21 protein-coding genes, 1 tRNA gene and 2 pseudogenes are annotated in these 25,740 nt (G+C 69.1%); 11 read left to right on the top strand and 13 right to left on the bottom strand.

The window, feature by feature from the left end; genetic code table 11:
* Nucleotides 1-21 precede the first annotated feature (21 nt).
* From prfA to argS, 10 genes are all read right to left on the bottom strand, one after another.
* Nucleotides 22-1,110 carry a peptide chain release factor 1 gene (prfA, locus tag SALPAC3_RS0119390; protein ID WP_018222841.1) on the bottom strand — a complete coding sequence of 363 codons (1,089 nt, stop codon included), beginning with the start codon at nucleotides 1,108-1,110 and terminating at the stop codon, nucleotides 22-24.
* 113 nt (nucleotides 1,111-1,223) lie between these two features.
* Nucleotides 1,224-1,448 (bottom strand): 50S ribosomal protein L31, encoded by a 225-nt coding sequence (gene rpmE / locus SALPAC3_RS0119385; protein ID WP_026185729.1) that lies wholly within the window; start codon nucleotides 1,446-1,448, stop codon nucleotides 1,224-1,226.
* 305 nt (nucleotides 1,449-1,753) lie between these two features.
* Nucleotides 1,754-3,679 carry a transcription termination factor Rho gene (gene rho, locus SALPAC3_RS0119375; protein ID WP_080635203.1) on the bottom strand — a complete coding sequence of 642 codons (1,926 nt, stop codon included), beginning with the start codon at nucleotides 3,677-3,679 and terminating at the stop codon, nucleotides 1,754-1,756.
* Nucleotides 3,680-3,972: 293 nt separating this feature from the next.
* Entirely contained in the window at nucleotides 3,973-4,917 is a 945-nt protein-coding gene (gene thrB, locus SALPAC3_RS0119370) for a homoserine kinase (RefSeq protein WP_018222838.1), read from the bottom strand.
* A gap of 83 nt (nucleotides 4,918-5,000) precedes the next feature.
* A complete protein-coding gene (locus SALPAC3_RS0119365; protein ID WP_018222837.1) occupies nucleotides 5,001-6,242 on the bottom strand; it encodes an MFS transporter in 1,242 nt (413 codons plus the stop codon).
* Nucleotides 6,243-6,355: 113 nt separating this feature from the next.
* On the bottom strand, nucleotides 6,356-9,664 hold the full coding sequence (locus SALPAC3_RS0119360) for an efflux RND transporter permease subunit (RefSeq protein ID WP_018222836.1): 3,309 nt from the start codon (nucleotides 9,662-9,664) through the stop codon (nucleotides 6,356-6,358).
* A gap of 163 nt (nucleotides 9,665-9,827) precedes the next feature.
* Nucleotides 9,828-10,877, bottom strand: coding sequence for a threonine synthase (thrC, locus tag SALPAC3_RS0119355; protein WP_018222835.1), 1,050 nt, complete (start codon nucleotides 10,875-10,877; stop codon nucleotides 9,828-9,830).
* Nucleotides 10,878-10,917: 40 nt separating this feature from the next.
* Nucleotides 10,918-12,231 carry a homoserine dehydrogenase gene (locus tag SALPAC3_RS0119350; RefSeq protein ID WP_018222834.1) on the bottom strand — a complete coding sequence of 438 codons (1,314 nt, stop codon included), beginning with the start codon at nucleotides 12,229-12,231 and terminating at the stop codon, nucleotides 10,918-10,920.
* An 8-nt stretch (nucleotides 12,232-12,239) separates the two neighbouring features.
* Complete coding sequence (gene lysA / locus SALPAC3_RS0119345) at nucleotides 12,240-13,652, bottom strand: diaminopimelate decarboxylase (RefSeq protein ID WP_018222833.1); 1,413 nt, start codon at nucleotides 13,650-13,652, stop codon at nucleotides 12,240-12,242.
* A gap of 114 nt (nucleotides 13,653-13,766) precedes the next feature.
* On the bottom strand, nucleotides 13,767-15,431 hold the full coding sequence (gene argS, locus SALPAC3_RS0119340; protein ID WP_018222832.1) for an arginine--tRNA ligase: 1,665 nt from the start codon (nucleotides 15,429-15,431) through the stop codon (nucleotides 13,767-13,769).
* Nucleotides 15,432-15,530: 99 nt separating this feature from the next.
* Between argS and SALPAC3_RS0119335 the strand changes: the two genes are divergently transcribed.
* The 4 genes from SALPAC3_RS0119335 (at nucleotide 15,531) to SALPAC3_RS0119320 (ending at nucleotide 18,152) form a co-directional block, all read left to right on the top strand.
* On the top strand, nucleotides 15,531-16,352 hold the full coding sequence (locus tag SALPAC3_RS0119335) for a thioredoxin-like domain-containing protein (protein WP_026185728.1): 822 nt from the start codon (nucleotides 15,531-15,533) through the stop codon (nucleotides 16,350-16,352).
* 13 nt (nucleotides 16,353-16,365) lie between these two features.
* Entirely contained in the window at nucleotides 16,366-17,031 is a 666-nt protein-coding gene (locus SALPAC3_RS0119330) for a DUF305 domain-containing protein (RefSeq protein WP_018222829.1), read from the top strand.
* A gap of 261 nt (nucleotides 17,032-17,292) precedes the next feature.
* Nucleotides 17,293-17,985, top strand: a complete 693-nt coding sequence (locus tag SALPAC3_RS0119325; RefSeq protein ID WP_033660344.1) for a winged helix-turn-helix domain-containing protein — start codon at nucleotides 17,293-17,295, stop codon at nucleotides 17,983-17,985.
* A gap of 95 nt (nucleotides 17,986-18,080) precedes the next feature.
* A tRNA-Arg gene (locus SALPAC3_RS0119320) sits at nucleotides 18,081-18,152 on the top strand.
* A 204-nt stretch (nucleotides 18,153-18,356) separates the two neighbouring features.
* Here the strand turns inward: SALPAC3_RS0119320 and SALPAC3_RS28840 are convergent.
* On the bottom strand, nucleotides 18,357-18,554 hold the full coding sequence (locus SALPAC3_RS28840) for a hypothetical protein (protein ID WP_018222827.1): 198 nt from the start codon (nucleotides 18,552-18,554) through the stop codon (nucleotides 18,357-18,359).
* Between the two features lie 79 nt (nucleotides 18,555-18,633).
* Between SALPAC3_RS28840 and SALPAC3_RS27395 the strand changes: the two are divergent.
* The 3 genes and pseudogenes from SALPAC3_RS27395 to SALPAC3_RS0119300 form a co-directional block, all read left to right on the top strand.
* A pseudogene (locus tag SALPAC3_RS27395) lies at nucleotides 18,634-19,331 on the top strand (transposase); the annotation flags it as partial.
* 305 nt (nucleotides 19,332-19,636) lie between these two features.
* Complete coding sequence (locus SALPAC3_RS0119305) at nucleotides 19,637-20,533, top strand: sigma-70 family RNA polymerase sigma factor (RefSeq protein ID WP_018222825.1); 897 nt, start codon at nucleotides 19,637-19,639, stop codon at nucleotides 20,531-20,533.
* A 47-nt stretch (nucleotides 20,534-20,580) separates the two neighbouring features.
* Complete coding sequence (locus SALPAC3_RS0119300) at nucleotides 20,581-21,183, top strand: flavodoxin family protein (protein ID WP_018222824.1); 603 nt, start codon at nucleotides 20,581-20,583, stop codon at nucleotides 21,181-21,183.
* Between the two features lie 190 nt (nucleotides 21,184-21,373).
* Here the strand turns inward: SALPAC3_RS0119300 and SALPAC3_RS28835 are convergent, their stop codons facing one another.
* A complete protein-coding gene (locus SALPAC3_RS28835) occupies nucleotides 21,374-21,508 on the bottom strand; it encodes a histidine phosphatase family protein (RefSeq protein WP_232430568.1) in 135 nt (44 codons plus the stop codon).
* Between the two features lie 404 nt (nucleotides 21,509-21,912).
* On the opposite strand from SALPAC3_RS28835, the gene SALPAC3_RS0119290 reads away from it, so the two are divergent.
* From SALPAC3_RS0119290 to SALPAC3_RS29435, 3 genes and pseudogenes are all read left to right on the top strand, one after another.
* Nucleotides 21,913-22,218, top strand: coding sequence for a protein-tyrosine phosphatase family protein (locus SALPAC3_RS0119290; RefSeq protein ID WP_232430525.1), 306 nt, complete (start codon nucleotides 21,913-21,915; stop codon nucleotides 22,216-22,218).
* 559 nt (nucleotides 22,219-22,777) lie between these two features.
* Entirely contained in the window at nucleotides 22,778-23,605 is an 828-nt protein-coding gene (locus SALPAC3_RS0119285) for an ETX/MTX2 family pore-forming toxin (RefSeq protein ID WP_018222821.1), read from the top strand.
* Nucleotides 23,606-23,752: 147 nt separating this feature from the next.
* A pseudogene (locus SALPAC3_RS29435) lies at nucleotides 23,753-23,900 on the top strand (alpha/beta hydrolase); the annotation flags it as partial.
* Between the two features lie 19 nt (nucleotides 23,901-23,919).
* On the opposite strand, the gene SALPAC3_RS0119280 reads toward SALPAC3_RS29435, so the two are convergent.
* Nucleotides 23,920-24,879, bottom strand: a complete 960-nt coding sequence (locus SALPAC3_RS0119280; protein ID WP_026185727.1) for a DNA polymerase domain-containing protein — start codon at nucleotides 24,877-24,879, stop codon at nucleotides 23,920-23,922.
* Between the two features lie 297 nt (nucleotides 24,880-25,176).
* Between SALPAC3_RS0119280 and SALPAC3_RS0119275 the strand changes: the two genes are divergently transcribed.
* Entirely contained in the window at nucleotides 25,177-25,725 is a 549-nt protein-coding gene (locus SALPAC3_RS0119275; protein WP_018222819.1) for a TetR/AcrR family transcriptional regulator, read from the top strand.
* The last annotated feature ends 15 nt before the right edge of the window (nucleotides 25,726-25,740 follow it).

Genomic DNA, 25,740 nt, shown 5'->3' with positions numbered 1-25,740 from the left:
GGTCTGCCCGCGGCGGGCGGATCAGCGGCGCCCCAGCTCCACGTCGCCCGCCAGCCGGGCCGCCCGGTCCGCCTCAGCGAGCGCCGCCAGCACACCGTCCAACTCTCCGGCGAGGGCCAGGTCCAGGTTGTACGCGGTGTAGCCGATCCGGTGGTCGGTGATCCGGTTCTGCGGGAAGTTGTAGGTGCGGATCCGCTCCGAGCGGTCCACCGTCCGCACCTGCGCCTTACGCGCGTCGGAGGCGGCGGCGTCGGCCTGCTCCTGCGCCACTGCCAGGAGTCGGGCCCGCAGGATCCGCATCGCCTGCTCGCGATTCTGCAACTGGGACTTCTCGTTCTGGCAGGAGACGACGATGCCGGTCGGCAGGTGGGTGATCCGGACCGCGGAGTCGGTGGTGTTCACCGACTGACCACCGGGACCCGATGATCGAAACACGTCGATCCGAAGCTCGTTCGGGTCGATCGTCACGTCGATCTCCTCGGCCTCCGGCAGCACCAGTACGCCGGCGGCGCTGGTGTGGATGCGTCCCTGCGACTCGGTGACCGGCACCCGCTGCACCCGGTGCACCCCGCCCTCCCACTTGAGCCGGGACCACACCCCGTTGCCGCCCTCCGGCACTCCCTTGCACTTGATCGCGAGCGAGACGTCCTTCACTCCGCCCAGGTCGGAATCCTGCGCGTCGATCACCTCGACCAGCCAGCCACAGTGCTCGGCGTAGCGGGTGTACATCCGCAGCAGGTCGCCGGCGAAAAGCGCCGACTCCTCGCCCCCCTCCCCCGCCTTGATCTCGACGATAACGTCCTTGGCGTCGTGCGGGTCCCGTGGGATCAGCAGCTCGGCGAGGCACTCCTCCAAGGCCGGCAGGGTTGCCGCGATCGCCTCGGCCTCGGCGGCGAAGGCCGGCTCCTCGGCCGCCAGTTCCTTCGCCGCTGTCAGGTCGGCTCGGGCCTGCGCCAGCTCGGTGGCGGCCTTGTGCAGCGGCACCAGCTCCGCGTACCGACGGCCCACTCGGCGGGCCGCGTTCTGGTCGGCGTGAATAGCCGGGTCGGCCAGCCGCCGCTCCAGCTCCGCGTACTCGTCGAGGAGGGTGGCCAGACGCTCGCTACTCATGGACAGCTACTCCTTCGACAACGGCGCTGGACGGCGATGCCCCGGCCGCCGGGGCGGAATACGGACGACGCCCGCGCCCGGACTGAAACCGGACACGGGCGCCGACTGGGGCGTTACTTGCCCTTTTTGGCCTGAACCTTGGCGTACTTCTGCTGGAACTTGGCCACCCGGCCGGCGGTGTCCAGAACGCGCTGCTTACCGGTGTAGAACGGGTGGCAGGCGCTGCACGTCTCCACGTGGATGGAACCGCCCTTGGCGGTGCTGCGGGTGGTGAAGGTGTTACCGCAGGAGCAGGCGACCTCCGTGGTCACGTACTCCGGGTGGGTGTTGGGCTTCATGTCGCCTCGGTCCTCTCGTTGGTGGTCGCCGGGTCGCCCGGCCGCGGGTGTACGACGGATGGGCGTGAACCGGAACCGGTGGCCGACGAACCAGTCTGCCACGGGGGCAGGTTGGCTCGGCAGGCGGGCCGCGCCGCGGCACTGGCAGCGTAAACGTCGGCCCGTACCCCCGCATTCCCGATCCGCCGCCGAGCATTCGCCCGGACGGGTCCGCTCCGGGCGTGCGGACGATCCGCCGCGACGTCGCCACTGTTGACCGGCGCCGGGGCACGACCCACTCGGCCGTACCCCGGGCCGACCGGGGCTCACTCCCCGGGCGTCGACTTCGCGATCTGCATCAGGAATTCGATGTTGGTCCGCGACTGCTTGAGCCGGTCCAGCAACAGATCCAGCGCGGCCTGCGAGTCCAGCGCGTGCAGCACCTTCCGGAGCTTGTGGACGATGGCCAGCTCCTCCGGCGCGAGCAGGATCTCCTCCTTACGCGTGCCGGACGGGTGGATGTCGATGGCCGGGAAGGTCCGCTTGTCGGCGATCTTCCGGTCCAGCTTCAACTCCGCGTTGCCGGTGCCCTTGAACTCCTCGAAGATGACCGTGTCCGCCGTCGAACCGGTCTCCACCAGCGCGGTGGCGAGGATGGTCAGCGAACCGCCGTTTTCGATATTGCGGGCCGCACCCAGGAACCGCTTGGGCGGATACAACGCGGTGGAGTCGATACCACCCGACATGATCCGGCCGCTGGCCGGCGCCGCCAGGTTGTACGACCGACCGAGCCGCGTCACCGAGTCCAGCAGCACGACCACGTCGTGGCCCAGCTCGACCAGCCGCTTCGCCCGCTCGATCGCCAGCTCGGCGACGGTCGTGTGGTCCTGCGGCGGACGGTCGAAGGTTGCCGCGACTACCTCGCCCTTCACCGACCGCTGCATGTCGGTGACCTCTTCCGGACGCTCGTCCACCAGAACCACCATCAGGTGGCACTCCGGGTTGTTGTGGGTGATCGCGTTCGCGATCGCCTGCAGCACCATCGTCTTACCGGCCTTGGGCGGCGAAACGATGAGTGCCCGCTGACCCTTGCCGATCGGCATCACCAGGTCGATCACCCGCGTGGTGAGGATGTGCGGCTCGCTCTCCAACCGCAGCCGCTCCTGCGGGTACAGCGGGGTGAGTCGGTAGAACTCCGGCCGGCGCTTCGCCTCCTCCGGTTCCATCCCGTTGATGGTGTCCAGCCGGACCAGTGGGTTGTACTTGTCCCGCCGCTGCTCGCCCTCCCGCGTCGCGCGAACGGCGCCGGTAATCGCGTCACCGCGCCGCAGACCGTACCGCTTGATCTGGGACATAGAGACATAAACGTCATTCGGCCCGGCCAGATAACCGGTAGTCCGGACGAAAGCGTAGTTGTCGAGCACATCGATGATGCCGGCCACCGGGACCAGCACGTCGTCCTCGCTAACCTGGGGCTCCCGGCCGCCATCGCCGTCCCGGTCGCCACGGCCGCGCCGACGGTCCCGGAAGCGGCTGCGCCGACCACGCCGGCCGCCGCCCTCGTTCTCCTCCTCGCCGTCGTTGTCACGCTGACCCCGGTCGTTCCGGTCGCCCCGCTCCGCGCGGTCACCACGCTCGGCACGCTCGCCCCGCTCGGCACGGTCGCCCCGCTCGCCCCGCTCAGCACGCTCGGCACGCTCGCCCCGCTCAGCACGCTCGCCCCGCTCAGCACGCTCGGCACGCTCGCCCCGCTCGGCACGCTCCCGGCCACCGCGGCCCTCACCGCGCTCCCGGCGTTCGCCGGCCTCGGTCCCCTCCGGTCGCGTCTCAGCGCGGGCCTCACCGGCCTCGCTGGCCGCCCGGCCACGTCGGCCACGGGCGCGGCCGGTGGTCGGCGTGGTTGTTGACGACTCGGCGGGACGCGACTCGGCCTCCGGCCGCTCGCCCGACTCCCGTACCTCCGCGTGGACCTCCCCCCGGGCGGGGGCCGCAGCAGCCGCAACCTCGGCCCGCGGTCGAGGGGTTCCGGTGGCTGCCCCGCCACTCTGGCGCTCGGTGATCGCGCTGATCAGCTCACCCTTGCGCATGCGAGCCGTGCCCGAGATGCCGAGCGACGCGGCCAGGCTCTGAAGCTCCGGCAGCAGCATCGCCGACAGACCTGTGCCGCTACGCCGACGACGGGTGGGAGCAGCGGTCGTGGCATCGCCAGCGACGTTGGAAACATCCGACGTCACGTCGGTGGTGTCGCTCAATGGAATCCTTCCCTCGATAGGCCGGGGCTGCCCGGAATCGACAAACAGGTGGCCGGGCGGCCTCGGTGCACCCGCCTCGCATGGACGCGTCGCGGGAGATGGTGGCACAGCAGCCGGTAGCCTTCCCGACTCACCGAGGTGATGAGGACGGGCTCGCCGTCTGCCGCGACCGATGCGCACTGCGGTGCGGCGTGTCTAAGCAGGGGTGACGGGCAGACCGCCGATAGCTTCGGGGGTGCGCCGACCCGCAGGAAGATCGCGTGCTTCGCGGCTGTGCTAAGTCTAGAGCGTAATCAACTCTTCCGACCTGCGGCAACAGGATCCCGCTCCGCGTGTCCCAGTCTACCCCGCCCAACCCGGGCGCCGCGCACCTCTACCGGCAACGACCAAACCTGCCAGTCTGGCCCCGTTACCAGGTCGGCGGGGGGATCGCGCAGCGCCAGCACGGTCGGTCCGGCCCCGGAGACCACCGCTGGCACATCCGCCGCGCGAAGTTCGGCGACCAACGCGGCCGTCGCCGGCATGCTCTCGGCCCGATAGTCCTGGTGCAACCGGTCAGCCGTGGCCGGTAGCAGCAGCTCCGGCGCGACGCTGAGCGCATGAACCAGCAGGGCGGCCCGGCCCGCGTTCTGCGCCGCATCCTGGTGCGGCACCGTGGCCGGCAGGGCGGCCCGCGCGGCGGCGGTGAGCCCTCGCTCCGTCGGCACGAACACCGTCGGCCGGACCCCGACGGCGGTCGGAAGCGACACCGCCCGAGCACCCTCCGGCTCGGTCCAGGCGACGGTGAACCCGCCCAGCAGGCAGGGCGCCACATTGTCTGGATGGCCTTCGAGCCGGGCCGCGAGACGGAGCACGGCCGCATCGTCCAGCCGCTGCTGCCCGTCGGGCACCAAGGCCCGGGCCAGCAACACCCCGGCTACGATCGCCGCCGAGGACGAGCCGAGGCCACGCGCCTGGGGGATCCGGTTGACGCACTCCACCGCCAGCCCCGCCGGCTGGCCGCCACACTCGGCAAAGGTGGCCCGCATCGCGCCCACCACGAGGTGCCGCTCGTCGCTGGGCAGTTCACCGGCGCCCTCGCCGAGCACCCGCACCGTGACGCCGCCGGCGGTAACCTCGGCACAGACATCGTCATAAAGTCCGAGGGCAAGCCCGACGGCGTCGAAACCCGGCCCCAGATTGGCGCTGGTGGCAGCGACTCGCACCCGGACCGGGCCGGGCAAGAAGTTGGTCGACACGCACTCATGCTAGGACCGCACACCGACGTTCCGAACCACCGCCCCCGGCCCGCCTGTCGGGGCGATAATGGGGGCGGGGCCGGTCAGCGCGAAGCCGACTCCGGCTCGGCAACCGGCTCGGTCAGCGAGAGCTGGCGGGTCGCCACCCGCCAGCCGATCGCATAGACCAGGGTGACCAGACCACCACCGGCCAGCACCACCCGTTCGTCCACCACGTCAATCACCGACGCCACCACCAGCTGGCTCACCGAGATGGCGAGAGTCGCCAGCATCATGTCGGTGGCGAAAACCCGCCCGCGTAACCGGTCCGGGACCTCACCCTGGAGGGCGTAGTTGGACATGACCCAGTTACTGCCCCCAGCGAAGTGCGCCACAAAGACCAACACGAGCACCAGCGGGAACCAGTTCACCGCCGAGGTGCCCAGATAGGCCAGCCCGTACAGCGACATGGACAGCGCCAGGCCCGGCAGCAGCCAGGCCCGGTTTGCCAGGACCCGTCGCATCAGGATCGGACCGACCAGAGCTCCCGCCCCACGGACCGCGAAGAGCAGACCGACACCGATCGGGCCAGCCGCATAGGTCGCTGCCAGCAAGGGGAAGACCGTCAACACACCATTACCAAGACCGACTGCCGACTTCACCGTGACCAACGCCAGCACCCGGGGCCGGTGGCCGATGTAACCAAGCGCCTCCCGCACAGCCGCCCAGGTCTGCTGTGCCGGCCGATCCTGCTCTCGGGGCGCCTGCAACGGCCGGCGGATCAGCACGGCCAGGATCGCCGCCAGGACCAGACCGCCGGCAGCCGCCCAGAAGGCGACGTACGGTCCGGTGGCGCTGCTCAGCACACCACCCAGCGACGCCCCGACAATCGTCATCGTGCCCCACGCCGAACCCGCGACCGCGTTACCCGCAGCCAACTCGTCCCGGTCCAACACGTTCGGCAGGGCGGCCTGCGCGGCCGGCGAGTAGAACGCCTTGGCTACCGCCACCACCCCGATCCCCACCAACGCCAGCCAGGCGGTGCCGGCATCGCGTACCCCGAGGAGCAGCAGGACGCCGAGCAGCGCGGCGAGGTTGGCTCCGATCATGATCCGACGGCGGTCGAACCGGTCCGCCACCGCCCCGGTGTACGGCAGCAGCAGCGCCACGACGCCGGTGTCCATGGCCAGCAGCAGCGCACCCCACACGCCACTGCCGGTCAACGCCGGCAGGAGCACCAGCAACGGAACCATGACGAACCAGTCCACACCGAAGACCATCAGCTCGGCCAAGAGCAGTTTGCGGAAGTTCCGGTTACGACGCAGAACCGAGAGGACGGACGGCATCACCGAACCCTATCCACCGCGGTGCCGCGCTTGGTCATCGTGCGGACCGCAGGGTCCGGAAACGGCGCGGACGCCCTCGGCCAGCCGTCGAGGGCGTCCGCGAGCCGGGGGAACTACTCCGCCGGCGGAAGCGGCGAGGTACGGCTTCTGGGCAGTCGCAGCACCTCAAACTGGTCAGTTCCCTCAACCAGCGCTGGTGAGGGCGTCGGTTGGTCGGACACCTCTCCGGCGGTGTCGGCGTCACCGCCCGGACCCGCCGACTCCGCCACGCCGGGACCGCTGACCGCTGGGGAGGCCGCACCGGGCCCGGTGGCCGCCGGCTCAGCTGCGGCGGGCGTGCCGCCCGATGCGTCCGCCCCGGCCCGCGGCCCCCGCAGACCCGCCCGCCAGTCCCGGATCGACTCCTTGGCGTTCTCCACCATGACGTACAGGGTCGGAACCAGCACCAGGGTGAGCAAGGTCGAGCTGAGCAGACCGCCGATCACCACGATCGCCAGGGGCTCCGAGATGAAGCCGCCCTCGCCGGTCAGGCCGAGGGCCATCGGCAGCAGCGCGAAGATGGTCGCGACCGCGGTCATCAGAATCGGGCGCAGCCGCCGCCGGCCGCCCTCGACAACCGCCTCCCGGATCCCCAGGCCCTGCGCCCGGTACTGGTTGACCAGATCGAGCAGGACGATCGCGTTGGTCACCACGATGCCGACCAGCATGAGAACACCGATCAACGCCGGCACCCCCAGCGGGGTGCCGGTAGCCAGCAGCAGCCCGATCGCGCCGGTCGCCGCGAACGGCACGGAGACCAGCAGGATCAGCGCCTGAGTCAGGCTACGGAACGTCACAACCATGATCAGGAATACGATCGCGATCGCGGCGAGCACCGCCAGCCCCAGATCCGCGAAGGCCTCCTCCTGGTCCGCGCTGACGCCGCCGATGACGAAGGTGGCCCCGGGGACGTCGATCGCATCCAGCCGCTCCTGCAACTCCTGGCTGGTCGCGCCGAGGTCGGAGCCGGTGGCCGTGCCGGTCACCGAGACGCTGCGCTCACCGTCGATCCGGGTGATCTGCTGGGGGCCGAGAACCTCACCGACCTCAGCGATGGCGCCCAGCGGGACCGCGCCGACCGGCAACGCCCGCAACTGCTCGGGCGACACCGGCGGTGGGGCGGTTTGCAGGACCACGTTCCGCTGCTGGCCCTCGATCGTCAGCTGCCCCAGCGGGGCGCCCCGGAATGCCTGCGCGACGAGCTGCCCGACACCCGCCTCGGTGAGCCCGGCCGCCGCGGCCTTCGCCCGATCAACCTTGACCTCGATCTGCCCGACCTGGGTCGCCACGCTGGTGGTCACATCCTCGACGCCGGGCAGCCCCGTCATCGCCGCCAACGCCTCGTCGATGGCCTGGCTCCGGATCGCCGGATCGGTAGCCTGCACGACCACCTCGAGCTGATTCGCGGCGGCTCCACCCTGCCCGGCCCCGAACCGGAACTCACCCGCCTCGGCACCGAACCCGTCGAACCTCTCGCGCAGGACAGCACGCATCTGCTCGGCGTCGGTATCGGTGAGGGTCAGCGACCAGGACGCCACATTGTTGCCACCGGCACCAGCCCACGGGTTACCCCCCGCGCCGGCCGTGACCTGGTAGGTCTCGATGCCCTCGGTCTCGGCCAGCACCTCCTCCACCTGTCGGGCCGCCGCGTCCGTTCCCGCCAGCCCGGTGCCCGCCGGCAGTTCCTGGGTGATGGTCATCGTGTCCTGGCCGGAGTCGTCGAGGAAGTTCGTCTCCAGCTGGCGGGAGAGGCCGAACGTGCCGAAGAGGACCAGAACGCCGAGGCCGAGGGTGATCCACCGGGTCGACCGTTCCCGGGTGGCGAAGCCGATGACCGGCAGGTACGCGCGCTGCAGCGGGCTACGCAACTCCTTCTCCTCCGCGGCCCGGCGCACCGCCGCCTCGCCCGCCGTCTGAGCGGCCGGCTGGAGGAACCAGTACGCCAGCACCGGAATGAGGGTCAGTGACACCAGCAGTGACGCGAGCAGCGCCACCGTGACGGTGATCGCGAACGGCGTGAAGAGCTGCCCAATGAATCCACCGACCAGCGCGATCGGGGCGAAGACGGCGACCGTGGTGAGGGTGGAGGCGGTCACCGCACCGGCCACCTCACGGACCGCGGTACGGATGGCCTCCTGCTTGGACTCGCCGTACTCAAGATGCCGTTTGATGTTCTCCAGCACCACGATCGAGTCGTCGACGACGCGGCCGACGGCGATGGTCAGCGCGCCGAGGGTGAGCAGGTTGAGCGAGTAGTCGCCGATCCAGAGCGCAATCAGTGCGACCAGCACCGACAACGGGATGGAGACCGCGGTAACGACGGTGGAGCGCACCGAGAGCAGGAAGACCAGGATCACCAGGGCGGCCATCACGAGGCCGATCAGCCCCTTGGTGGCGAGACCCTTGATCGACTTTTCGACGAATGGGGCCTGGTCGAAGACGACGGTCAGCTCGGCGCCGGAGGCGGTACGCAGCTCCGCGAGTCGGTCCCGGATCTCCTGGGAGATCTCCACCGCGTTCCCGTCCGGCGTCGCGGTCACGGCGATGCCCAGACTGTCCTGGCCGTTGGTACGCGTGATCGCGGTGACCGGCGTGAGCCGCTCCTCGACCGTCGCCACGTCGCCGAGGCGAACCGGGTCGGCCGGCGCCACGGTGAGGATGACGTCGCGCAGCTCGTCCAGGGTGCCCAGCGGGGTGCCGACCTGAACCGGGAGCGTCCGTTGGCCGTCGACAACCGCGCCGGCCGGGACAGCGACGCCGTTGGCCTGCAGTGCCCTGGCGAAGGCGTCGGGCCGAATCCCGGCCTTCGTGAGCTTCGCCACATTCGAGGTAATCACCACCACCTCGTCGCGGGTGCCCGTCAGGTCGACCGCACGGACACCCTCGATCGCAGCCAGTTCCGGCAGGACCGTACCGCGCAGCCGTTCGCCGAGCGCCCGCTGGTCGGCCCCGCCGGAGGCAGCGAGCACCACCGCCGGCAGGTCATCCGTGCCGCCGGCGATGACCTGCGGGTCAACCCCGTCCGGTAGCCCGGCAACCCGGTTGACCGCGCTCTGCAACTGGTTAACCGCATCGTCCACATCGGTACCGAACTCGTACTCAACCTGGATGGTCGCCGACCCCTCGCGCGAGGTCGAGGTGATCTTCTCCAGCCCGGTGACGCCCTGCAGACTGTTCTCGATCGGCACGGTTACCTGCGACTCGACAGCCTCCGGACCGGCGCCTGGATGGGCCGCCACGATGAAGGCGGCCGGGAACTCCAGCGACGGTAGGAGTTGCTGCTTCAGCGACGGCACGGCGAACGCTCCGAACACCGTGGTGACCACCGCGACAAGGGCAATCAGCCCTCGATTGGCGAGACTGAATCTGGCGAGCAGCGACATCGGCTGGGCTCACTCCTGATGCGGGAATTGGGTGCGGGTGAGTCGAGTGTCCCGTACTGGTTCGGCACCGGTGCGGCGGGGTTCAATGGCTGCCGCCCCGCGAGTTCACCCGTCAACGCCCGCGAGCCGTCGTCGGCGCCGCGAACGAATCCCGTCCCGGCCCTCAGGCCAGATCGAGCGAACGGGCCGCGGCCAGCGGGTCATTGGCGATGGTCACCGGCGCGGGGGCGGTCGAGATCGCCCACTCCGGGTCTTTCAGGCCATGACCGGTGACCGTGCAGACAACCGTGGAACCCGGCGGCACCGTACCCGCGGCGGCCTGCTGGAGCAGTCCGGCGACACTCGCGGCGCTGCCCAGCTCGACGAAGACCCCGACATCGCGAGCGAGCAGCCGGTACGCGGTCAGGATCTCCCGGTCGGTGACCGCGGCGATCAGACCGCCCGAGGCATCCCGGGCATCCAGTGCTTTCGACCAGCTCGCCGGATTGCCGATCCGGATCGCGGTGGCGATCGTGGCCGGTTCGCGCACCGCCTGGCCGGTGACGATCGGCGCCGCACCAGCGGCCTGGAAACCGTACAGCTTCGGGGTCCGGGTGATATTTCCGGCGGCCTCTTCCTCCGAGTAGCCGAGCCAGTAGGCGGAGATGTTCCCCGCGTTGCCGACCGGCATGCAGTGAATGTCCGGTGCCGCGCCAAGCGCCTCGACGATCTCGAACGCGGCGGTCTTCTGGCCGTGTAGCCGGTCGATGTTCACCGAGTTCACCAGCGCGACCGGATAGTCCTGAGCGAGCTTGGCGGCCAACGACAGGCAGTCGTCGAAGTTGCCACTGACCTGGAGCAGTCGGGCACCGTGCACCAACGCCTGGGCGAGCTTGCCCAGCGCGATCTTTCCCTGTGGCACCAGCACCGCGCAGGTCAGGCCAGCTCGCGCCGCGTAGGCCGCGGCCGAGGCACTGGTGTTACCGGTCGAGGCACAGATGATCACCTTGTTGTCGGCCTCGACCGCCTTGGAGACCGCGACGGTCATTCCCCGGTCCTTGAAGGAGCCCGTCGGGTTGGCGCCCTCGACCTTCAGATAGACCTCGCACCCGGTCCGCGCCGACAGCACCGGCGCCGGCAGCAGTGGGGTGTTCCCCTCGTGCAGGGTGACGACCGGGGTGGTTGCCGTGACCGGCAGCCGCTCTCGGTACGCGTCGATAAGACCCCGCCACATGTTGTCTCCTCCGCCTCTCCCGGCCTCCACCGGGACTGAGCTATGCGCTCCCCTCGACCCGCAGCACGCTGGCCACCGACCGGACCGCGTCCAGCCCACGCAACGCCTGGACCGTCGCGGCGAGTGCGGCGTCCGGCGCGACATGGGTGACGATGACCAGGTCGGCATCCTCGTCCCGGCCGGCCACGCCGCTGCCCGCAGCGCCCTGCCGAACCGTTGCGATCGACACACCGTGCTCCGCGAACACGCCCGCGACCGCCGCCAACACCCCGGGGCGGTCGGTCACGTCGAGGCTGATGTGGTAGCGGGTGAGCGCCTCCCCCATCGGCCGCACCGGCAGGTCGGCGTAGGCGGACTCACTGGCCGCCCGGACCCCGGCGAGCCGGTTACGGGAGACCGCCACCACGTCACCGAGCACCGCGCTGGCGGTCGGCGCCCCACCCGCACCCGGCCCATAGAACATCAGCTGCCCCGCCGCCTCGGCCTCCACGAACACCGCGTTGAAGGCGTCACCCACGCCGGCGAGGGGATGGGTGAGCGGAATCATCGCCGGATGCACCCGTACGCTGACGGTCTCCCGGCCATCCGCGGCGGTGCCCCGGGCCGCGATGCAGAGCAGCTTGATGGTGCAGCCCATCGCCTTCGCACTGGCGACATCGGCGGCGGTGACCTCGGTGATGCCCTCCCGGTGCACATCCGCCGCACCAACCCGGGTATGGAACGCCAGTGAGGCGAGGATCGCCGCCTTGGCCGCAGCGTCGAAACCCTCCACGTCGGCCGTCGGGTCAGCCTCGGCGTACCCCAGATCAGTCGCCTCGGCCAACGCCTCGGCGAAGCCGGCGCCGGTGGTGTCCATGGCGGAGAGGATGAAGTTGGTGGTGCCGTTGACGATGCCGGTCACCTGGGTGACCCGGTCCCCGTGCAACGACTCCCGCAGCGGGCGCAGCAGGGGAATCGCGCCGGCCACGGCCGCCTCGTAGTAGAGGTCGCCCCCACCCCGCGCCGCCGCGTCGTGCAGCGTCCCGCCGTCCTCGGCGAGCAGCGCCTTGTTCGCGGTTACCACGCTCTTACCCGCCCGCAGCGCCTCCACCAGCCAACTCCGCGCCGGTTCGATGCCGCCGACGCACTCGACCACCACGTCGATGTCGTCCCGCTTGACCAGGTCGAACGGGTCAGCGGTGAAGACGGCCGGATCGACCGGCAGCTCCCCCCGGTCCCGGCCGATCCGCCGGACGGCGATGCCGGCGATCTCCAGCGGGGCGCCGATCCTGGCGGCGAGATCGGCGGACTGCGAGTGCAGCAGCCGAACCACCTCGCTGCCGACCGTGCCACAGCCGAGCAGCGCCACGCGCACAGGTGATGTCATCCCACATCCAAAGCGAGCAGGTCCTCTTCGGTCTCCCGGCGGACGATCAGGCGAGCCCGGCCGTCGCGCACCGCGACCACCGGGGGGCGCGGCACGTGGTTGTAGTTACTGGCCATGCTTCGGCAGTACGCACCCGTGCCGGGCACGGCGACAAGATCTCCAGGCTGCACGTCGGCGGGCAGGAATTCATCCTTCACCACGATGTCCCCGGACTCACAGTGCTTTCCCACAACGCGGGCAAGCACCGGCTCGGCAACGCTCGCTCGGGACGCCAGGGTCGCCGAGTACGACGCGTCGTAGAGCGCGGTTCGGATGTTGTCGCTCATGCCGCCGTCAACACTCACATAACAACGACGCCCATCCGTCGCGTCGCCACCGGTTCCGACCGGCACCGACTTCACCGTGCCCACCTCGTAGAGCGTGAACATGGCCGGGCCGACGATCGCCCGGCCCGGCTCGATCGACAGGTGCGGCACCGCCAGCCGCTCGGCGGCACACTCCCCGTCAACGATTTTGCGTAGCCGCTTCGCCAGGTCGGCCGGCGTGGCCGGGTCGTCCTGCGAGGTGTACGCGATCCCGAAACCGCCACCCAGGTCCAGCTCCGGTAGCTGCACCCCCCGCGCGTCGCGGATCTGCGCCTGGAGCGCCAGCACCCGGCGGGCGGAGACCTCGAACCCGCTCGCATCGAAGATCTGCGACCCGATGTGCGAGTGCAGGCCGCGCAATTCCAGCACATTCTCGTCGAGGATGCGCAGCGCGGCGGCGATCGCCGCGCCGTCCGCCAGCGAGAAGCCGAACTTCTGGTCCTCGTGCGCGGTGGCGATGAACTCGTGGGTGTGCGCCTCCACGCCGACGGTGACCCGGACCAGCACCCGCGGGCGGACGCCCCGCGCGCGGGCCAGGGCGGTGAGCCGGTCGATCTCGTGGGCGGAGTCGACGATGATCCGCCCCACCCCGACCTCCAACGCCCGGCTCAGCTCGGCGGTCGACTTGTTGTTGCCGTGGAAGCCGATCCGCTCCGCCGGCATCCCGGCCGCCAGCGCGGTAGCCAACTCGCCGCCGCTGCACACGTCCAGGTGCAGGCCCTCCTCGGCGACCATTCGGGCGACCGCCCGGCAAAGGAACGCCTTACCGGCGTAGTAGACATCCTCGGTCGGGAAAGCGGCACGGAAATCCCGACAGCGGCTCCGCAGGTCCTCCTCGTCCAAGAGGTACACCGCGGTGCCGAACTCGGCCGCGAGTTCCCGCACCGAGCGGCCCGCGACGGCGAGCGCGCCGTCCGCCGCCCGGCTGACGGTGCGCGGCCACAGCCCGGGCAGCAGGGCGTTCACGTCCCGTGGGGCACGCAGCCACGCCGTACCCTGACTGCCGATCTCCCCGTGCAGGGCACCGGCCTCGTGTGCACGCATCTATCCGTCTCCGCTTCCCGACTGCGGGGCTCGCAAGCTCACTCCTCGCGCTCGCACTATCTGTCTCCGCTTCCCGACTGCGGGGCTCGCAAGCTCACTCCTCGCGCTCGCATGTCACATCCGCTCTGGGGCCGTGACGCCGAGCAGCCGCAGGCCGTTGGCGATGACCACGCGGGTGGCGTCGTTGAGCCAGAGCCGGGCGCGGTGCAGGTCGGTGATCTCCTCGTCGCCCCGGGGCAGCACCCGGCAGTTGTCATAGAAGCGGTGGTACGCCCCGGCCAGGTCCTCCAGGTACCGGGCGATCCGGTGCGGCTCCCGTAGCTCGGCGGCGGTGGCCACCACGGCGGGGAACTCGGCCAGCGCCTTCAACAGCTCGTTTTCCTTGTCATGGTCGAGCAGCTCGGGGTGGAAGTCCGCCGCGCCGCCCCGGGCCAGCCCGACCTCCGCGGCATTACGACCCACATTCGCCGTACGCGCCGCCACGTACTGCACGTAGTAGACCGGGTTGTCGCGGCTGGCCCGGGTCCACAGCTCGATGTCGATGTCGATCGGGGAGTCGGTGGAGTAGCGCGCCAACGCGTACCGGGCGGCGTCCACACCGACCGCGTCGACCAGGTCCTCCAGGCTCACCACGGTGCCGGCCCGCTTACTCATCCGCACCGGGGCCCCGTCCCGGACCAGGTTGACCAGCTGCCCGATAAGGATCTCCAGGTTGCGGCTCGGGTCGTCGCCGAAGCAGGCGACCATCGCCTTCATCCGGCCCAGGTAGCCGTGGTGGTCCGCGCCGAGCATCAGCACGACCCGCTCGAAGCCGCGCTCCCGCTTGTCCAGGTAGTAGGCGCAGTCCGCGGCGAAGTACGTCCACTCGCCGTCGGACTTGCGCAGCACCCGGTCCTTGTCGTCGCCGAAGTCGGTGGTGCGCAGCCAGGTGGCGCCGTCGGCTTCGAAGATGTGGCCCTGCTGCCGGAGCCGCTCCAGGGCGAGCTCCAATTCGCCCCGGTCGTGCAGGTCCTTCTCGTTGAAGTAGGTGTCGAACTCCACGCCGAAGTCACGCAGCGACGACTTGATCTCAGCGAACATCAACTCGACGCCCTCGACCCGGAACACCTCCTGGGCTGCGGCGTCTTCGAGCGCCAGCACGTCCGGCCGCCGGGACTGGACCTGCTGCGCGATCTCCGCGAGGTACGCGCCGGCGTACCCGTCCTCCGGCGCCGGCTCCCCCTTCGCGGCGGCCAGCAGGGAGCGGGCGAACCGGTCGATCTGCGAACCGGCGTCGTTGAAGTAGTACTCGGTGGCGACGGCAGCCCCGGTGGCGCGCAGCAACCGGCTCAACGCGTCACCGACCGCCGCCCACCGGACGCCGCCGATGTGCACCGGACCGGTCGGATTCGCCGACACGAACTCGAGGTTGATCGACTGACCGGCGAGCCGGCCGCTGCGGCCGTACTCCGCGCCGGTCTCCACGATCACCTGGGCCAGCTGGCCCGCGGCGGCCGCGTTGAGGCGGATGTTCAGAAAGCCCGGGCCGGCGACCTCCACCGACTTGACCCCCACGGCCCGGCCGAGCTGCTCGGCCAGCGCGGCGGCGAGCTCCCGCGGCGGGACCCCCACCTTCTTGCTGAGCTGCAGGGCCAGCGTCGAGGCGTAATCCCCGTGCTCGACGTTGCGGGGTCGCTCCACCACGGTCTGCTCCGGAAGCGTGGAGCGGTCCAGGCCCCGCTCGGTGAAGACGGCGTGGGCTGCGGTGAGGACGACCTCGGCGAGTTCTGCGGGAGTCACCGAACCATGCTATCGGGGGTAGACTCAGAGCCCGCGGCGGCGACCCAGCATGTGACCCCGGCCCGCCAGATCCCCGACCGACCGACCTGACGAGGCACGATGAGCATCAGCACCCCGGGCGGCCCGGAGCGCCACCCGACCGTTGCCAGCACCACGAAGAAGTCAGCCGGGGGCAGGCCGGCCAGTGGCAAACCCGGATCCGGCAAGCCAGCGGGGGGCAGACCGGGGTCCGGCAAGCCAGCGGGCAGCCAGCGCGGCGGCAAGAAGCCACGCAAGCCGATCACTCCGGTCAAGGTGAGCCAGCAGCGCAACTGGGGGCCGATCGCCCTCTTCGTCGCCGTCGGCGTGCTCGCTGTCGCGATCGTCGGCTACGGCGGCTGGGCGGCATTCCAGGGCTCCAAGCCGTGGGACGAGCGGGCGAACGACATCGCCGACATCGTCAACTTCCGCGAGCAGGACCCGGCGCTGGTCGCCGGCGGCAACCACCAGCAGGGCTCGATCGAGTACTCCGTCCTGCCGCCGGTCGCCGGCCCGCACAACGACGCCTGGCAGAACTGCATGGGCGACATCTACGACGCTCCGATCGCCAACGAGCACGCCGTGCACAGCCTGGAGCACGGCGCGGTGTGGATCACTTACCAGCCCGACCTCGACGCCGGCCAGGTCGAGAAGCTGGCCGAGCGGGTACGCGGTAACGAGAAGCTCTTCCTCAGCCCGCACGAAGGGCTGGACCAGCCGATCTCGCTCCAGGCCTGGGGATACCAGCTCAAGGTCGACAACGCCGATGACGGCCGGATCGACGATTTCATCAAGACGCTGAGGGTCAATGCCTCCATCGAGGGCCCCACCGCCCTCTGCGCCCAGGGCGTCACCGCCACCGGCACCACGCCGCGGGAGCTCGGCCCGCAGATGCCGCAGTAGCCAAGGAGCCGGGATGTCCGCCCTCACGACCCTCGACGAAAAGCCCGACGGGGCTCCGCGCGCCGACAGCGCCCGTCGCCCCGCTGCCCAGTTCGGCACGGCGGTGGTGGCGATCGCCATCGTGATCGGCCTCCTGCTCGGCTATGCGGGCGGCCTACTCACCCCCGACCTCAATCGACCGGGGGATACCTCCGCCGAGGCGGGCTTCGCTCGGGACATGACCACCCACCACGCCCAGGCGGTGGAGATGGGGTTGATCGCCTTCAAGCACGGCACGGACCGGGAGGTCCAGACGATCGGTAACGACATCGCCCTCGGCCAGCAGGGTGACATCGGCATCATGCAGGCTTGGCTGCGGTCATGGGAGCTGGACCCGACCGGCTCGGAACCCCGGATGGCGTGGCTGCCGGACGGCACCGAGATGATCCGCGACGGGCTGATGCCAGGGATGGCAACTGCGGAGCAGATGACCCAGCTCCGGGAGGCCCGGGGCACGGAGTTGGATGTCCTCTTCCTCGAGCTCATGATCACGCACCACATCGGTGGCATCCACATGGTTGATGCGCTGCTCGACCAGAGCGACGAGAAGGACGTGGTCCAGACCGCGCAGACGATGAAGAACACCCAGCAGACAGATCTGACCAACCTGCGCAACGCACTCGAGCGCATCAAGGGCTGATCAGGCGGTTGGGCCGTCCCGCGACCCGCACCACCACCGGGTGGTGGTGCGGGTCGTTTGTCATGGTCAGAGGCGTGTTCGGCGGCCGTGGGCCCACCGCGTCCGCTCCCACGCCCAACGGTCGGCAGCGGGACCGGGTCGCCCAGTTGAACCGTTAGGTCCGATTCGTGAAGTTACTCCCTCTACGGGCGAATACATCTCAAAGAGAAGTTTCTCCGCACATATCGTGACCAGTTGTGATTCGAGCTCGTTGCGTAAGACGTGGGTGTTGCACTGAGAGACGCACGGCGTTCGGTCACCAGCTGGTGCCGGCGCCACACAATCGGCGGTGACGGGGCGGTGGCGGCCGTCCGTCGCGGAGTGCGGCAGAGCGAGCCAGGAGCGCTCAGCCGCGAACAGGAACTCGAGCTGATCGACACCTTGCGGGGCAGCTACCCCGACGCGTTCGGCTTGGACGAGGGGCTCTGGACGCGACAGGGTCTGCACACCATCATTCAGAACCGGTTCGGGTTGCCGCTCGACCCCGGCGTCGTCGGGGCATACCTGCGGGCATGGGGACTCGGCCCCCGGGAGCCACGCGAGCGCGCCTGCGGGCTCTGCGTCGGCGCGGTGGAGCGCTGGGTACGCACCGAGTACCCAGCGATCGTCCGGGCCGCTCAGGAGCACCTAGCCGACGTGCACTGGATCGGCCGGATCCGGCTCCGCGGCACGATGCCGGCGGCGGACATCATCTCCGCGGTCTCGTCTCGGGGGCGGGTCCAATTCATGATCACTACGCCGTCGGTGGACCCCCCGCTCCCCCGCGACTTCGTACTCCGACTCAGCGGAGCGGAGCAACGCACCGTCCACCTGATCGTGGACGGCTCGTGGCCCCGCAATGAGTGGCCACGCCGGCTACCCCGCCGCATCGCGCTACACCCGCTGCCCAGCTGCGGTCGCGCCGTCGCCGCGTGACCACCGGCCCGGCCGGATGCGGGCGGTTGGAGCGCATCCGTGCGTACCGATTCGGTGATCGCGGGAAGGGTTTGCTACTCTTCTCCGGTCGCTGAGCCCCCGTAGCTCAGGGGATAGAGCACCGCCCTCCGGAGGCGGGAGCGCAGGTTCGAATCCTGCCGGGGGCACGTAGAACATGGAAGCGGGTTTGACCGACAGGGGCGGACGCCAGCGCGTCCACCCCTTTCTGCTTCGCGTTCGGGCTGCCGCTGCCTCGGAACCTTCGGGGCCCTGCCCGTGGCGTCGGCAGCAGCCTGGCTGATGACGTCGATCACCTCAGCGCGTACGGCGACGCGCAGTGTGATCCGCTGGAGGTGTCGGTCGTACCGGATCTACAGCTGGAAGGCGTCGAACAGCTGCCTCTGCATCTCGTCGGGCAGGTCGAGCACGTTCAGATCAACGTGCGGTAGTTGGTCCACCAGTTCGCGGGTTCCCGCCCCCTTCGGCTGTGCGGCCTTGGCCAGCTCCTGGAGTTCAGCAGCGAGTACCTGGGCTCGGCGACCAGACCCATTCGCTGGGCGGGGTGACACGGCCTTTCACTCCTCGATCCGGCCGTGAGCGCTTGCGTCGGTTCCAGACCATGTATCCGGTGTACTTGTGGTTGTTGAGGCGGTGCTGCGCGACCAGCCGGGGTTGTTCGGGCCGGTCGCCTCTGACCCTGCCGCACCCGATGGTGGCCGGCCGGCAAGTCGAGGGTCTGTCCTGGACATTGACGCGACGATCGTGATGTGCCACTCCGCGAAAGAATCGGCGACCCGCGCCTGGAAGAAGACCTTCAGCTACCCACCCGCTGCTGTGCTTCCTGGACAACACCGGCGAAGCCCTCGCCGGCCTGCTGCGCGAAAGCCGAGCCGGGTCAAACACCACCGCCAACCACATCACCGTCCTCGATGAGGCCCTGGCCCAGATCCCCGACGCCCACCGGCACGGCACCCAATCCTGCTGCGCAGTCGATCCAGTACCTCGAGGCCCGCCACCGCGCTCACGCCCGCGTCGAGGACCGCATCCGCTGCGGCAAGAACACCGGCTTCGGCCGATTCCCGTCCCGCGTCTTCGCGATCAACCAAGCCTGGCTCCACCTCGCGCTGACCGGCATCGACCTGATCGCTTGGACCCAAACCCTGCTCCTGCACGGTGACCTCGCCCGCACGGAGCCGAAGAAGCTGCGCTACCGGCTCCTGCACGTCGCGGCACGCCTCACCCGCACCGCCCGCCGGACCCGACGCGCCATTCCCGCCGACTGGTCGTGGACCGACGCCCTGACCAGGGCATTCAACCGGATCGCCGCACTACCCCAACCCCGCCGGCTGACCCCGAAATCTCACGCCTCGACCCGCAGCACGGAGAAACCCGGCCCAGCACCGGGCCATCAGCACGCCAGCGAACCGGCCGACCAGCCCCGAACCAACTCATCGACCAGCAGCTACGACAGATCCCCCAGATGAAAGACCGAGGCCAGCGTTGCGTAGCCGGCCCCGGCCCCACACGCAGATCATCCGCGACCGTGGCCTGTAAGCCCGAAATGTTATGGTTGTCGGGCCGCCTCCTCGTCTTCATGGCGTACCTGTCTCCTCAATCAGATATGACGCTCAGACGAAGCCGAAGGTGACCGATGAACGACCAGCGTCAGCTCGCCGATGAGTTCCATCGGCTCCGTGGCCACCTGCGCGGTGTCGCGTCGCGCATACTGGGCTCCTCAGACGAGGCGGACGACGCGATCCAGGAGGCGTGGCTGCGCGCGAACCGCAGCGACGTTGGCGTTGTTGCGAACGTGCCGGGGTGGCTGACCACGATCGTCGGCCGGGTGTGTCTCGACATGGTCCGTTCTCGCCTGCGCCGGCCCGAGGTCCCGATCGATGTGGGCGCTCCAGACCCGCCTGCCGGTGACACCGCGAGCAGTGACCCGGCCGAGGCAGCCGAGCTGGCCGACTCGGTCGGGCTGGCCCTACTGGTAGTTCTGGATCGGTTGACACCTGCCGAACGTGTCGCGTTCGTGCTTCATGACCTGTTCGCCGTGCCCTTCGCTGAAATCGCAGAGGTGGTGGAACGGTCGCCGGACGCCACGAAGAAGCTGGCCAGCCGCGCCCGTCAACGCGTGCGCGGGGCGCCGAAGCTGCCTGCCTGCGACGTCGAACGGCACCGCAGGGTCGTCGAAGCGTTCCTCGCCGCGACTCGGGCCGGCGACCTGTACGGCCTCATCGCAGTGTTGTCACCCGACGTCGAGCGGCGGGCGGATCGAGTTGCACTGCGGCGGTACGCCCGTGCGCACGTTCGAGGCGCTGGCGAGGTCGCGCAAGAGACGCTTACCAACGGCCAGCAGGCTCGCTTCGCTGAACCCGCGCTCATCGAGGGTGAAGTGGGCGCGGTCGTGGCGCCAAGGGGGCGGCTGCGGTTCGTCCTGCAGTTCGTGGTCCACGACGATCGGATCGCTGCGATTGAGGTCGTCGGTGACCCACTCCGGCTCCGGCAACTGGACATTGCCCTGTGCGCGCCGGTCACCTCCGCCTGACCGCAGACGTCAGATGGGTGGCAGGTTCACAGCAGGGGAGGTTGCACATGAGCACCAAAATCGCCATCGTCTACCACAGCGGATACGGCCACACTCGGCGGCAGGCCGAGGCGGTTAAAACAGGGGTTGAACTGGTATCTGATGTCGAAGCACTCATGCTGACCGTCGAGGAGGCCAAAGACCAGTGGGTCGAACTGGCGTGCGCCGACGCGATCATCTTCGGTGCGCCGACGTACGTCGGCGGTCCCTCGGCCGCTTTCAAGGAGTTCCAGGAGGCCAGTTCCGCCGCAGTGATGCGCAACGGCTACCTGTGGCGTGACAAGATCGCAGCGGGATTCACCAACTCGGGCACACAGGCGGGCGACAAGCTGGCGACGCTAACCCAGATGGTGATCTTCGCCGCCCAGCACGGCATGCACTGGGTGTCGCTCGATCTACCGCCGGCGAACTGCTCGGCAACCGGCTCGGAGCACGATCTCAACCGGCTTGGGTTCTGGCTGGGCGCCGCCGCTCAGTCGAACGTCGACGCTGGGCCTGAGCAGGCGCCCCCGAAAGCCGACCTGCTCACCGCCGAGCACCTCGGTCGACGCGTTGCCGAGATCACACTGCGGTTCGTACAGGGGTCGCCCTCGACCGTTAGCGGATGTTGAGGGGCTCGCAGGGACGCCGCGGCTTCGGCGATCGACTGATCCTGCAGGCCCTGCGCCGTGACCCGGCGTGATGGCCGACCTTCTCATCGACACCATTCGCGCAGCAGGCTCGCCAACCTGGGGTTTCAGGATCGGTGATCTTGGGGTGGGCCAGAAACAGATCGGTTGGAATAGTACTCCAGCCGCACTTTCAGGTTCGATGTCTGCGCAGGTAGTGGCTGGTTCGCGCGCGGTAGCGGGCGACGATGTCGGCGGTTTGGGCCGCCCGGGCCAGTGGGCTGTGGTGGACGGCCGAGAACGGCACTGTGCGGAGCCGTCGGCCCAGCCGGTCGGCCTGGTCGCGGCCGAGCTGCGACAGACCTTCGTCCGGCTCGTCGTGGTCGGAGGCCGCACCCTATTCGCCGTGGCGAACGAGGTACAGCTGTGTACGAGCCATCGTGGGCGACCCTCCGGGTCCTTGTGCGACGAGGAGCACAAGGACCCGGAGGCACGGACGACCCGGTCGAGAGCACTGCCAGGTGCACTCTTCTGGCACCCCTCCCTACGCAGCGTCACCTTCGCATCGGGATGCCGGGCGCGCGGTCGCGTCGATAAGAGACATGCGGTCGCCAGCCAGCGGTAACCACACTCCGCCGTCTGTCGGGCCGCGTGCACCATCGACAGCATCCTCATCTAGCCACCCCGTTCGCACCGGAGGTCATGGTCCCAACCGGGGCGACCGAGGTTCTGATGTGCAGCTACCCCACGCTGGGGCCCGAACCGTGGAGTCTCGGCAGTACCAGGCGCAACACCAGCGACGTCACCGAGCTGACCGACTACCTCAACGGGCTGGCGGTCTCGTCCGAAGACGACGAGGCCTGCCTGATGCACCTCCCGTCTCTGCGGGGCAGCGTCGTGTTCGGCTACCCCGCGCAGCGTGTGGTGTCGATCCATCTGGACTGCCCCTTCTGGCAACGCGACGGCGGCACGTCCCGCTACGGTGGCGACCAGCGGAAGGTCCTCGTGTACTGGGGCCTGAGCTGGAACGAGCACTGAACGCTCCCACTCCAGCGATGGCAGCAATCGACCGGCTCATAGCCAGGCGGCGCGTGCGCACCCTACGCCGACTTCTTCTCCACCAATGCCCGCGCCGAACGGGGCGTCGCCGACTACCGGCGCGGCCTGCCCAACTCGACCAGGGCGTGATCGTGTCCGAGCCCGGCTACACGGTGGACACCGTCTCGACCGCGCCGAGGCCCTAACCCTCTGTCGCGGTGGCATGACAGTTCCGTTTACCAGTGTCACAAATACACAAACCAGATAACGATTCGATAATGAGGGATGCGTTACATAAAAGCATCTGTCAAATAGCCGACAAGCTGGAATCAGTGCATATAGGCCGAGGTCAGAGCTGGTTTCTAATGGCACGGTGAAGGCTGCGGGTACCGCCAGGAAGAGCCTGGGGCGTAATTGTGTGTAGTATTCATCGACGTCGACCTCGACTCCCGGATCGGATCAACCAAGCCTGCGAGCGGACGCGGTTGAGCGAGCTGGTCGCACCATGGAAGGGTCGAGTGCCAGTAATCTATTGGCCTCAGATTGAAAGGGAAACGGCATGAGGTTGAAGAGGACACGAGCGCTCCTGGCGACGTCGATCGGCACCGTGGCTGCGGTATTGATGACCGCCTCGCCCGCACAGGCGGCGACGATCACCGACATCACCACACTGATCGAAGATCATTCTAAGTACGTCTACTTCAATGGTCTTGATCTCATCGGCCCGCCGATGTTAATCTCGGAGACCGATGCGGTTCCGGTGGGTACGGCTAAGGTCGTGTCAGGTGCTCCGTTCTACCTGGGGTGCGCGAGTTTGACGAACTCCACAAGTTCGGATCAGACTCTGACGAGCCACTCGTTCAGCAAGGGCTACTGGAACACGGTGTCGACGACCGTCACCACTGGCGTGTCGTCCACCACAAAGATTTCGGGTAGCTTCGCCCTCTCAAAATTAGTCGGCCTTGGCCTCGAAGAGTCAGTTACGGTGTCGTACCAAAATTCGAACACGCAGTCGGAGTCGATCAGGGAGACACACACCGCGCCGTCCCAGAAGGTGCTGGTGCCCGCAAACGAGACCCGGTACGTCGTGTCGTCGCTGACGCAAAACACCTACAGTGGCTCGCTGGCGCTGAATGGCAGTTTCGAGGGCGCATTTACGGCTTCCGGCTTTCCTTTCTACTTTCCCGAACCGTACAATATGTATGACGTCTTGTCTCAGGCTAAAGATGCCGGCGCCAAGCTTCCTGCGGGATTCTCGCTGAACAGCTCCACCAGAAGGTTGGACTTCCAAGGAGCCGGGACCTACACGGTGAAGGCCGGGGTTCACTTCAAGGTTGAGGTCCTGGAAACGTTGCCGAGCGGGTTGTCGGCAACACAATGCGCCTGAGTTGAAACGGGACCCGGTGGCCGCCAAGGGCGCAGCCACCGGGGGTGTCCCACCAGCACCCCGCCACAACAGTGCCCCGCCTGACCTCGCGGTCGGGCGGGGCACCGTGACAAGTTACCAAGGTTTTCATGCTCGCACAGCGACGCCTTCCGGGAGTTGTTGCACGCCGGAGTACCGGCCCTGGCCTCCCTCCACCCAGCCGCCATGGCACCGTTTCGACCTGTACCCGGGGCACTGGCCGATGTTGTCTGCTCCAGCAGAACTCGCCGACGTCCTCGATCTGGCCGCCGGCTGACCGCGAAGCAATGACCCATTCAGCCGGCGGCCCGCCGGGCACGGGCCCGACGCTTCCCCTCCTGCATCGCCTGCACCCGAGCCACCGGGATGGTGCGCCCCTCGACGATCAGGTCGGCCGGGAGCCGCTGTGCCGTGGGCATTCCGTCCGCCCACGGGTCCGCCGCGGCGACCAGGGCGGGCACGGTCTGAATCGTGAAATCGGTGGGCGTGACCGACGGCAGGAGGTCCCAGGGCACCGGAAACGACACCGGCACGCCGGGCCGCAGCCGCGGACTGTAGGCGGCCACCACCGTCGCCCCACCAACTCGGGTGGAGTCGATGAAGACCTTCCCACTCCGGTCCTCCCGGATGAAGGCGGTCGTCGCGAGGTCCGGATCGAGGCGTGCCGCCCGAAGCGCGAGCGCTCGGGTGGCGGCGGCAAGCTCCTCCGCCGTCGCCTCCGCCGCCACCGGCACGAACACGTGCACCCCCTTGGCACCACTGGTCTTCACCGCCCCGGCAAGCCCGGCTCCGGCGAGCGCCCGCCGGACCAGGAGGGCCGCGGCCACCGCCACCTCGAACGGGGCGCCTTCCGGCGGGTCCAGGTCGAGCACGAGGTGGGTCGGGCACTGCAGCGCGGCGACTGTGGCGAGGGTGGGGTGGAACTCCACCGCCCGCTGGTTGGCGAGCCAGAGCAACGTCCGTCGGTCGCCGCAGAGGGCGTACGAGATCTCCCGGTGCGACGCTGCCGCCCACACCGCCGTACGAGGAACCCAGTCCGGGGTGTACTTCGGCAGGTTCTTCTGCATGAACGGGGGCTGCCCGGGGCGCACCCGCATGACCGACAGCGGCCGTTCCCGCAGGTGCGGCAGAATCCGGTCGCGCACCGCGTCCAGGTAGTTCACCAGGTCGCGCTTTGTCGCGCCCGCACCGTCGAACAGCGGCTGACTCAGGTTGGTCAGTGCCACCCCGTCCCGGGTCTCCTCGACCTTGCCCATCTGATCACACTGCCGGCAGCCGGGACGGCGGTCAACCCAACTGGCCGTCAACACGGACACGTCAGCCAGCCGTGGGCCGGAACCGGCGGCGCCCGGAGCGCCCTCGCCGCGGCGGTCACCGGCACTACCCCCAAACGGCCTCGCCACGGCGGTCGCCGGCACTACCCGAAGCGCCCTCACCGCGGCGGTCACTGTGTCCGGCCAGGCTCGCCCGGGTGTGGCGAACGCCACTGGATCGCCCATCAGTCGGCATCTGACCGATCGGTCAGGCATGCTGTTCGAGGAGGTGGGACCGACATGACACGGGCAGCGCCCGAGCGGCACGCTGATATTCTCGCGGCGGCGGGGCGACGGTTTGCGCAATCCGGCTACCGGGGCACGTCGTTGCAGGACATCGCGGCAGACGTGGGCTGTTCGAAGGCGGCGGTGCTCTACCACTTCGCCGACAAGAAGGCGATTCTTGCCGAATTGGTAGCCCGGCCGATCGACCAGCTACGGGAGCTCGACGAGCGCATCGCCGGCGCGAGTAGCCCGGCGGAGGCGCAACGGATCGCGGCCGAGGGCTTCGTCGACCTGGCGGTCCGGTTCCGCCGCGAGACCGCGTTCCTCCGCGGTGAGTTCCCCGGCCTGTTCCAGCAACCCCCCTTCAGCCACCTACAACACATCCCAGATCGGCTCGTCCATGCCTTCGCCGGACATTCCGACCGCCCGGCTGCCCGGGTCGCGGCGCTGGTGATCCTCGCGGGCATCGCCGAGACGTGCGGCGAATTCATCGATCTCCCCGAGGCGGAGCTACGTCCGGCGCTGCTCGCGCTGGTCCGCCGGGCACTCGAACCGGTCAACTGACCCAACCAATAACGA

This window comes from Salinispora pacifica DSM 45544, assembly GCF_000378845.1.
Taxonomy (GTDB): domain Bacteria; phylum Actinomycetota; class Actinomycetes; order Mycobacteriales; family Micromonosporaceae; genus Micromonospora; species Micromonospora pacifica.
The sequence above is the reverse complement of the archived record's forward strand: the minus strand, read 5'-3'. Positions and strand labels throughout refer to the sequence as shown.

What these genes read in the sequence shown, in the direction of transcription:
- SALPAC3_RS0119305 (WP_018222825.1), top strand. Translation starts at nt 19,637, where the DNA reads ATGAACGACCAGCGTCAGCTCGCCGATGAGTTCCATCGGCTCCGTGGC.
- SALPAC3_RS0119360 (WP_018222836.1), bottom strand. Translation starts at nt 9,664, where the DNA reads ATGTCGCTGCTCGCCAGATTCAGTCTCGCCAATCGAGGGCTGATTGCC.
- SALPAC3_RS0119280 (WP_026185727.1), bottom strand. Translation starts at nt 24,879, where the DNA reads ATGGGCAAGGTCGAGGAGACCCGGGACGGGGTGGCACTGACCAACCTG.
- SALPAC3_RS0119285 (WP_018222821.1), top strand. Translation starts at nt 22,778, where the DNA reads ATGAGGTTGAAGAGGACACGAGCGCTCCTGGCGACGTCGATCGGCACC.
- SALPAC3_RS0119300 (WP_018222824.1), top strand. Translation starts at nt 20,581, where the DNA reads ATGAGCACCAAAATCGCCATCGTCTACCACAGCGGATACGGCCACACT.
- SALPAC3_RS0119335 (WP_026185728.1), top strand. Translation starts at nt 15,531, where the DNA reads ATGAGCATCAGCACCCCGGGCGGCCCGGAGCGCCACCCGACCGTTGCC.
- prfA (WP_018222841.1), bottom strand. Translation starts at nt 1,110, where the DNA reads ATGAGTAGCGAGCGTCTGGCCACCCTCCTCGACGAGTACGCGGAGCTG.
- SALPAC3_RS0119365 (WP_018222837.1), bottom strand. Translation starts at nt 6,242, where the DNA reads ATGCCGTCCGTCCTCTCGGTTCTGCGTCGTAACCGGAACTTCCGCAAA.
- rpmE (WP_026185729.1), bottom strand. Translation starts at nt 1,448, where the DNA reads ATGAAGCCCAACACCCACCCGGAGTACGTGACCACGGAGGTCGCCTGC.
- SALPAC3_RS0119290 (WP_232430525.1), top strand. Translation starts at nt 21,913, where the DNA reads ATGTGCAGCTACCCCACGCTGGGGCCCGAACCGTGGAGTCTCGGCAGT.
- SALPAC3_RS0119275 (WP_018222819.1), top strand. Translation starts at nt 25,177, where the DNA reads ATGACACGGGCAGCGCCCGAGCGGCACGCTGATATTCTCGCGGCGGCG.
- SALPAC3_RS0119330 (WP_018222829.1), top strand. Translation starts at nt 16,366, where the DNA reads ATGTCCGCCCTCACGACCCTCGACGAAAAGCCCGACGGGGCTCCGCGC.
- thrC (WP_018222835.1), bottom strand. Translation starts at nt 10,877, where the DNA reads ATGTGGCGGGGTCTTATCGACGCGTACCGAGAGCGGCTGCCGGTCACG.
- lysA (WP_018222833.1), bottom strand. Translation starts at nt 13,652, where the DNA reads ATGCGTGCACACGAGGCCGGTGCCCTGCACGGGGAGATCGGCAGTCAG.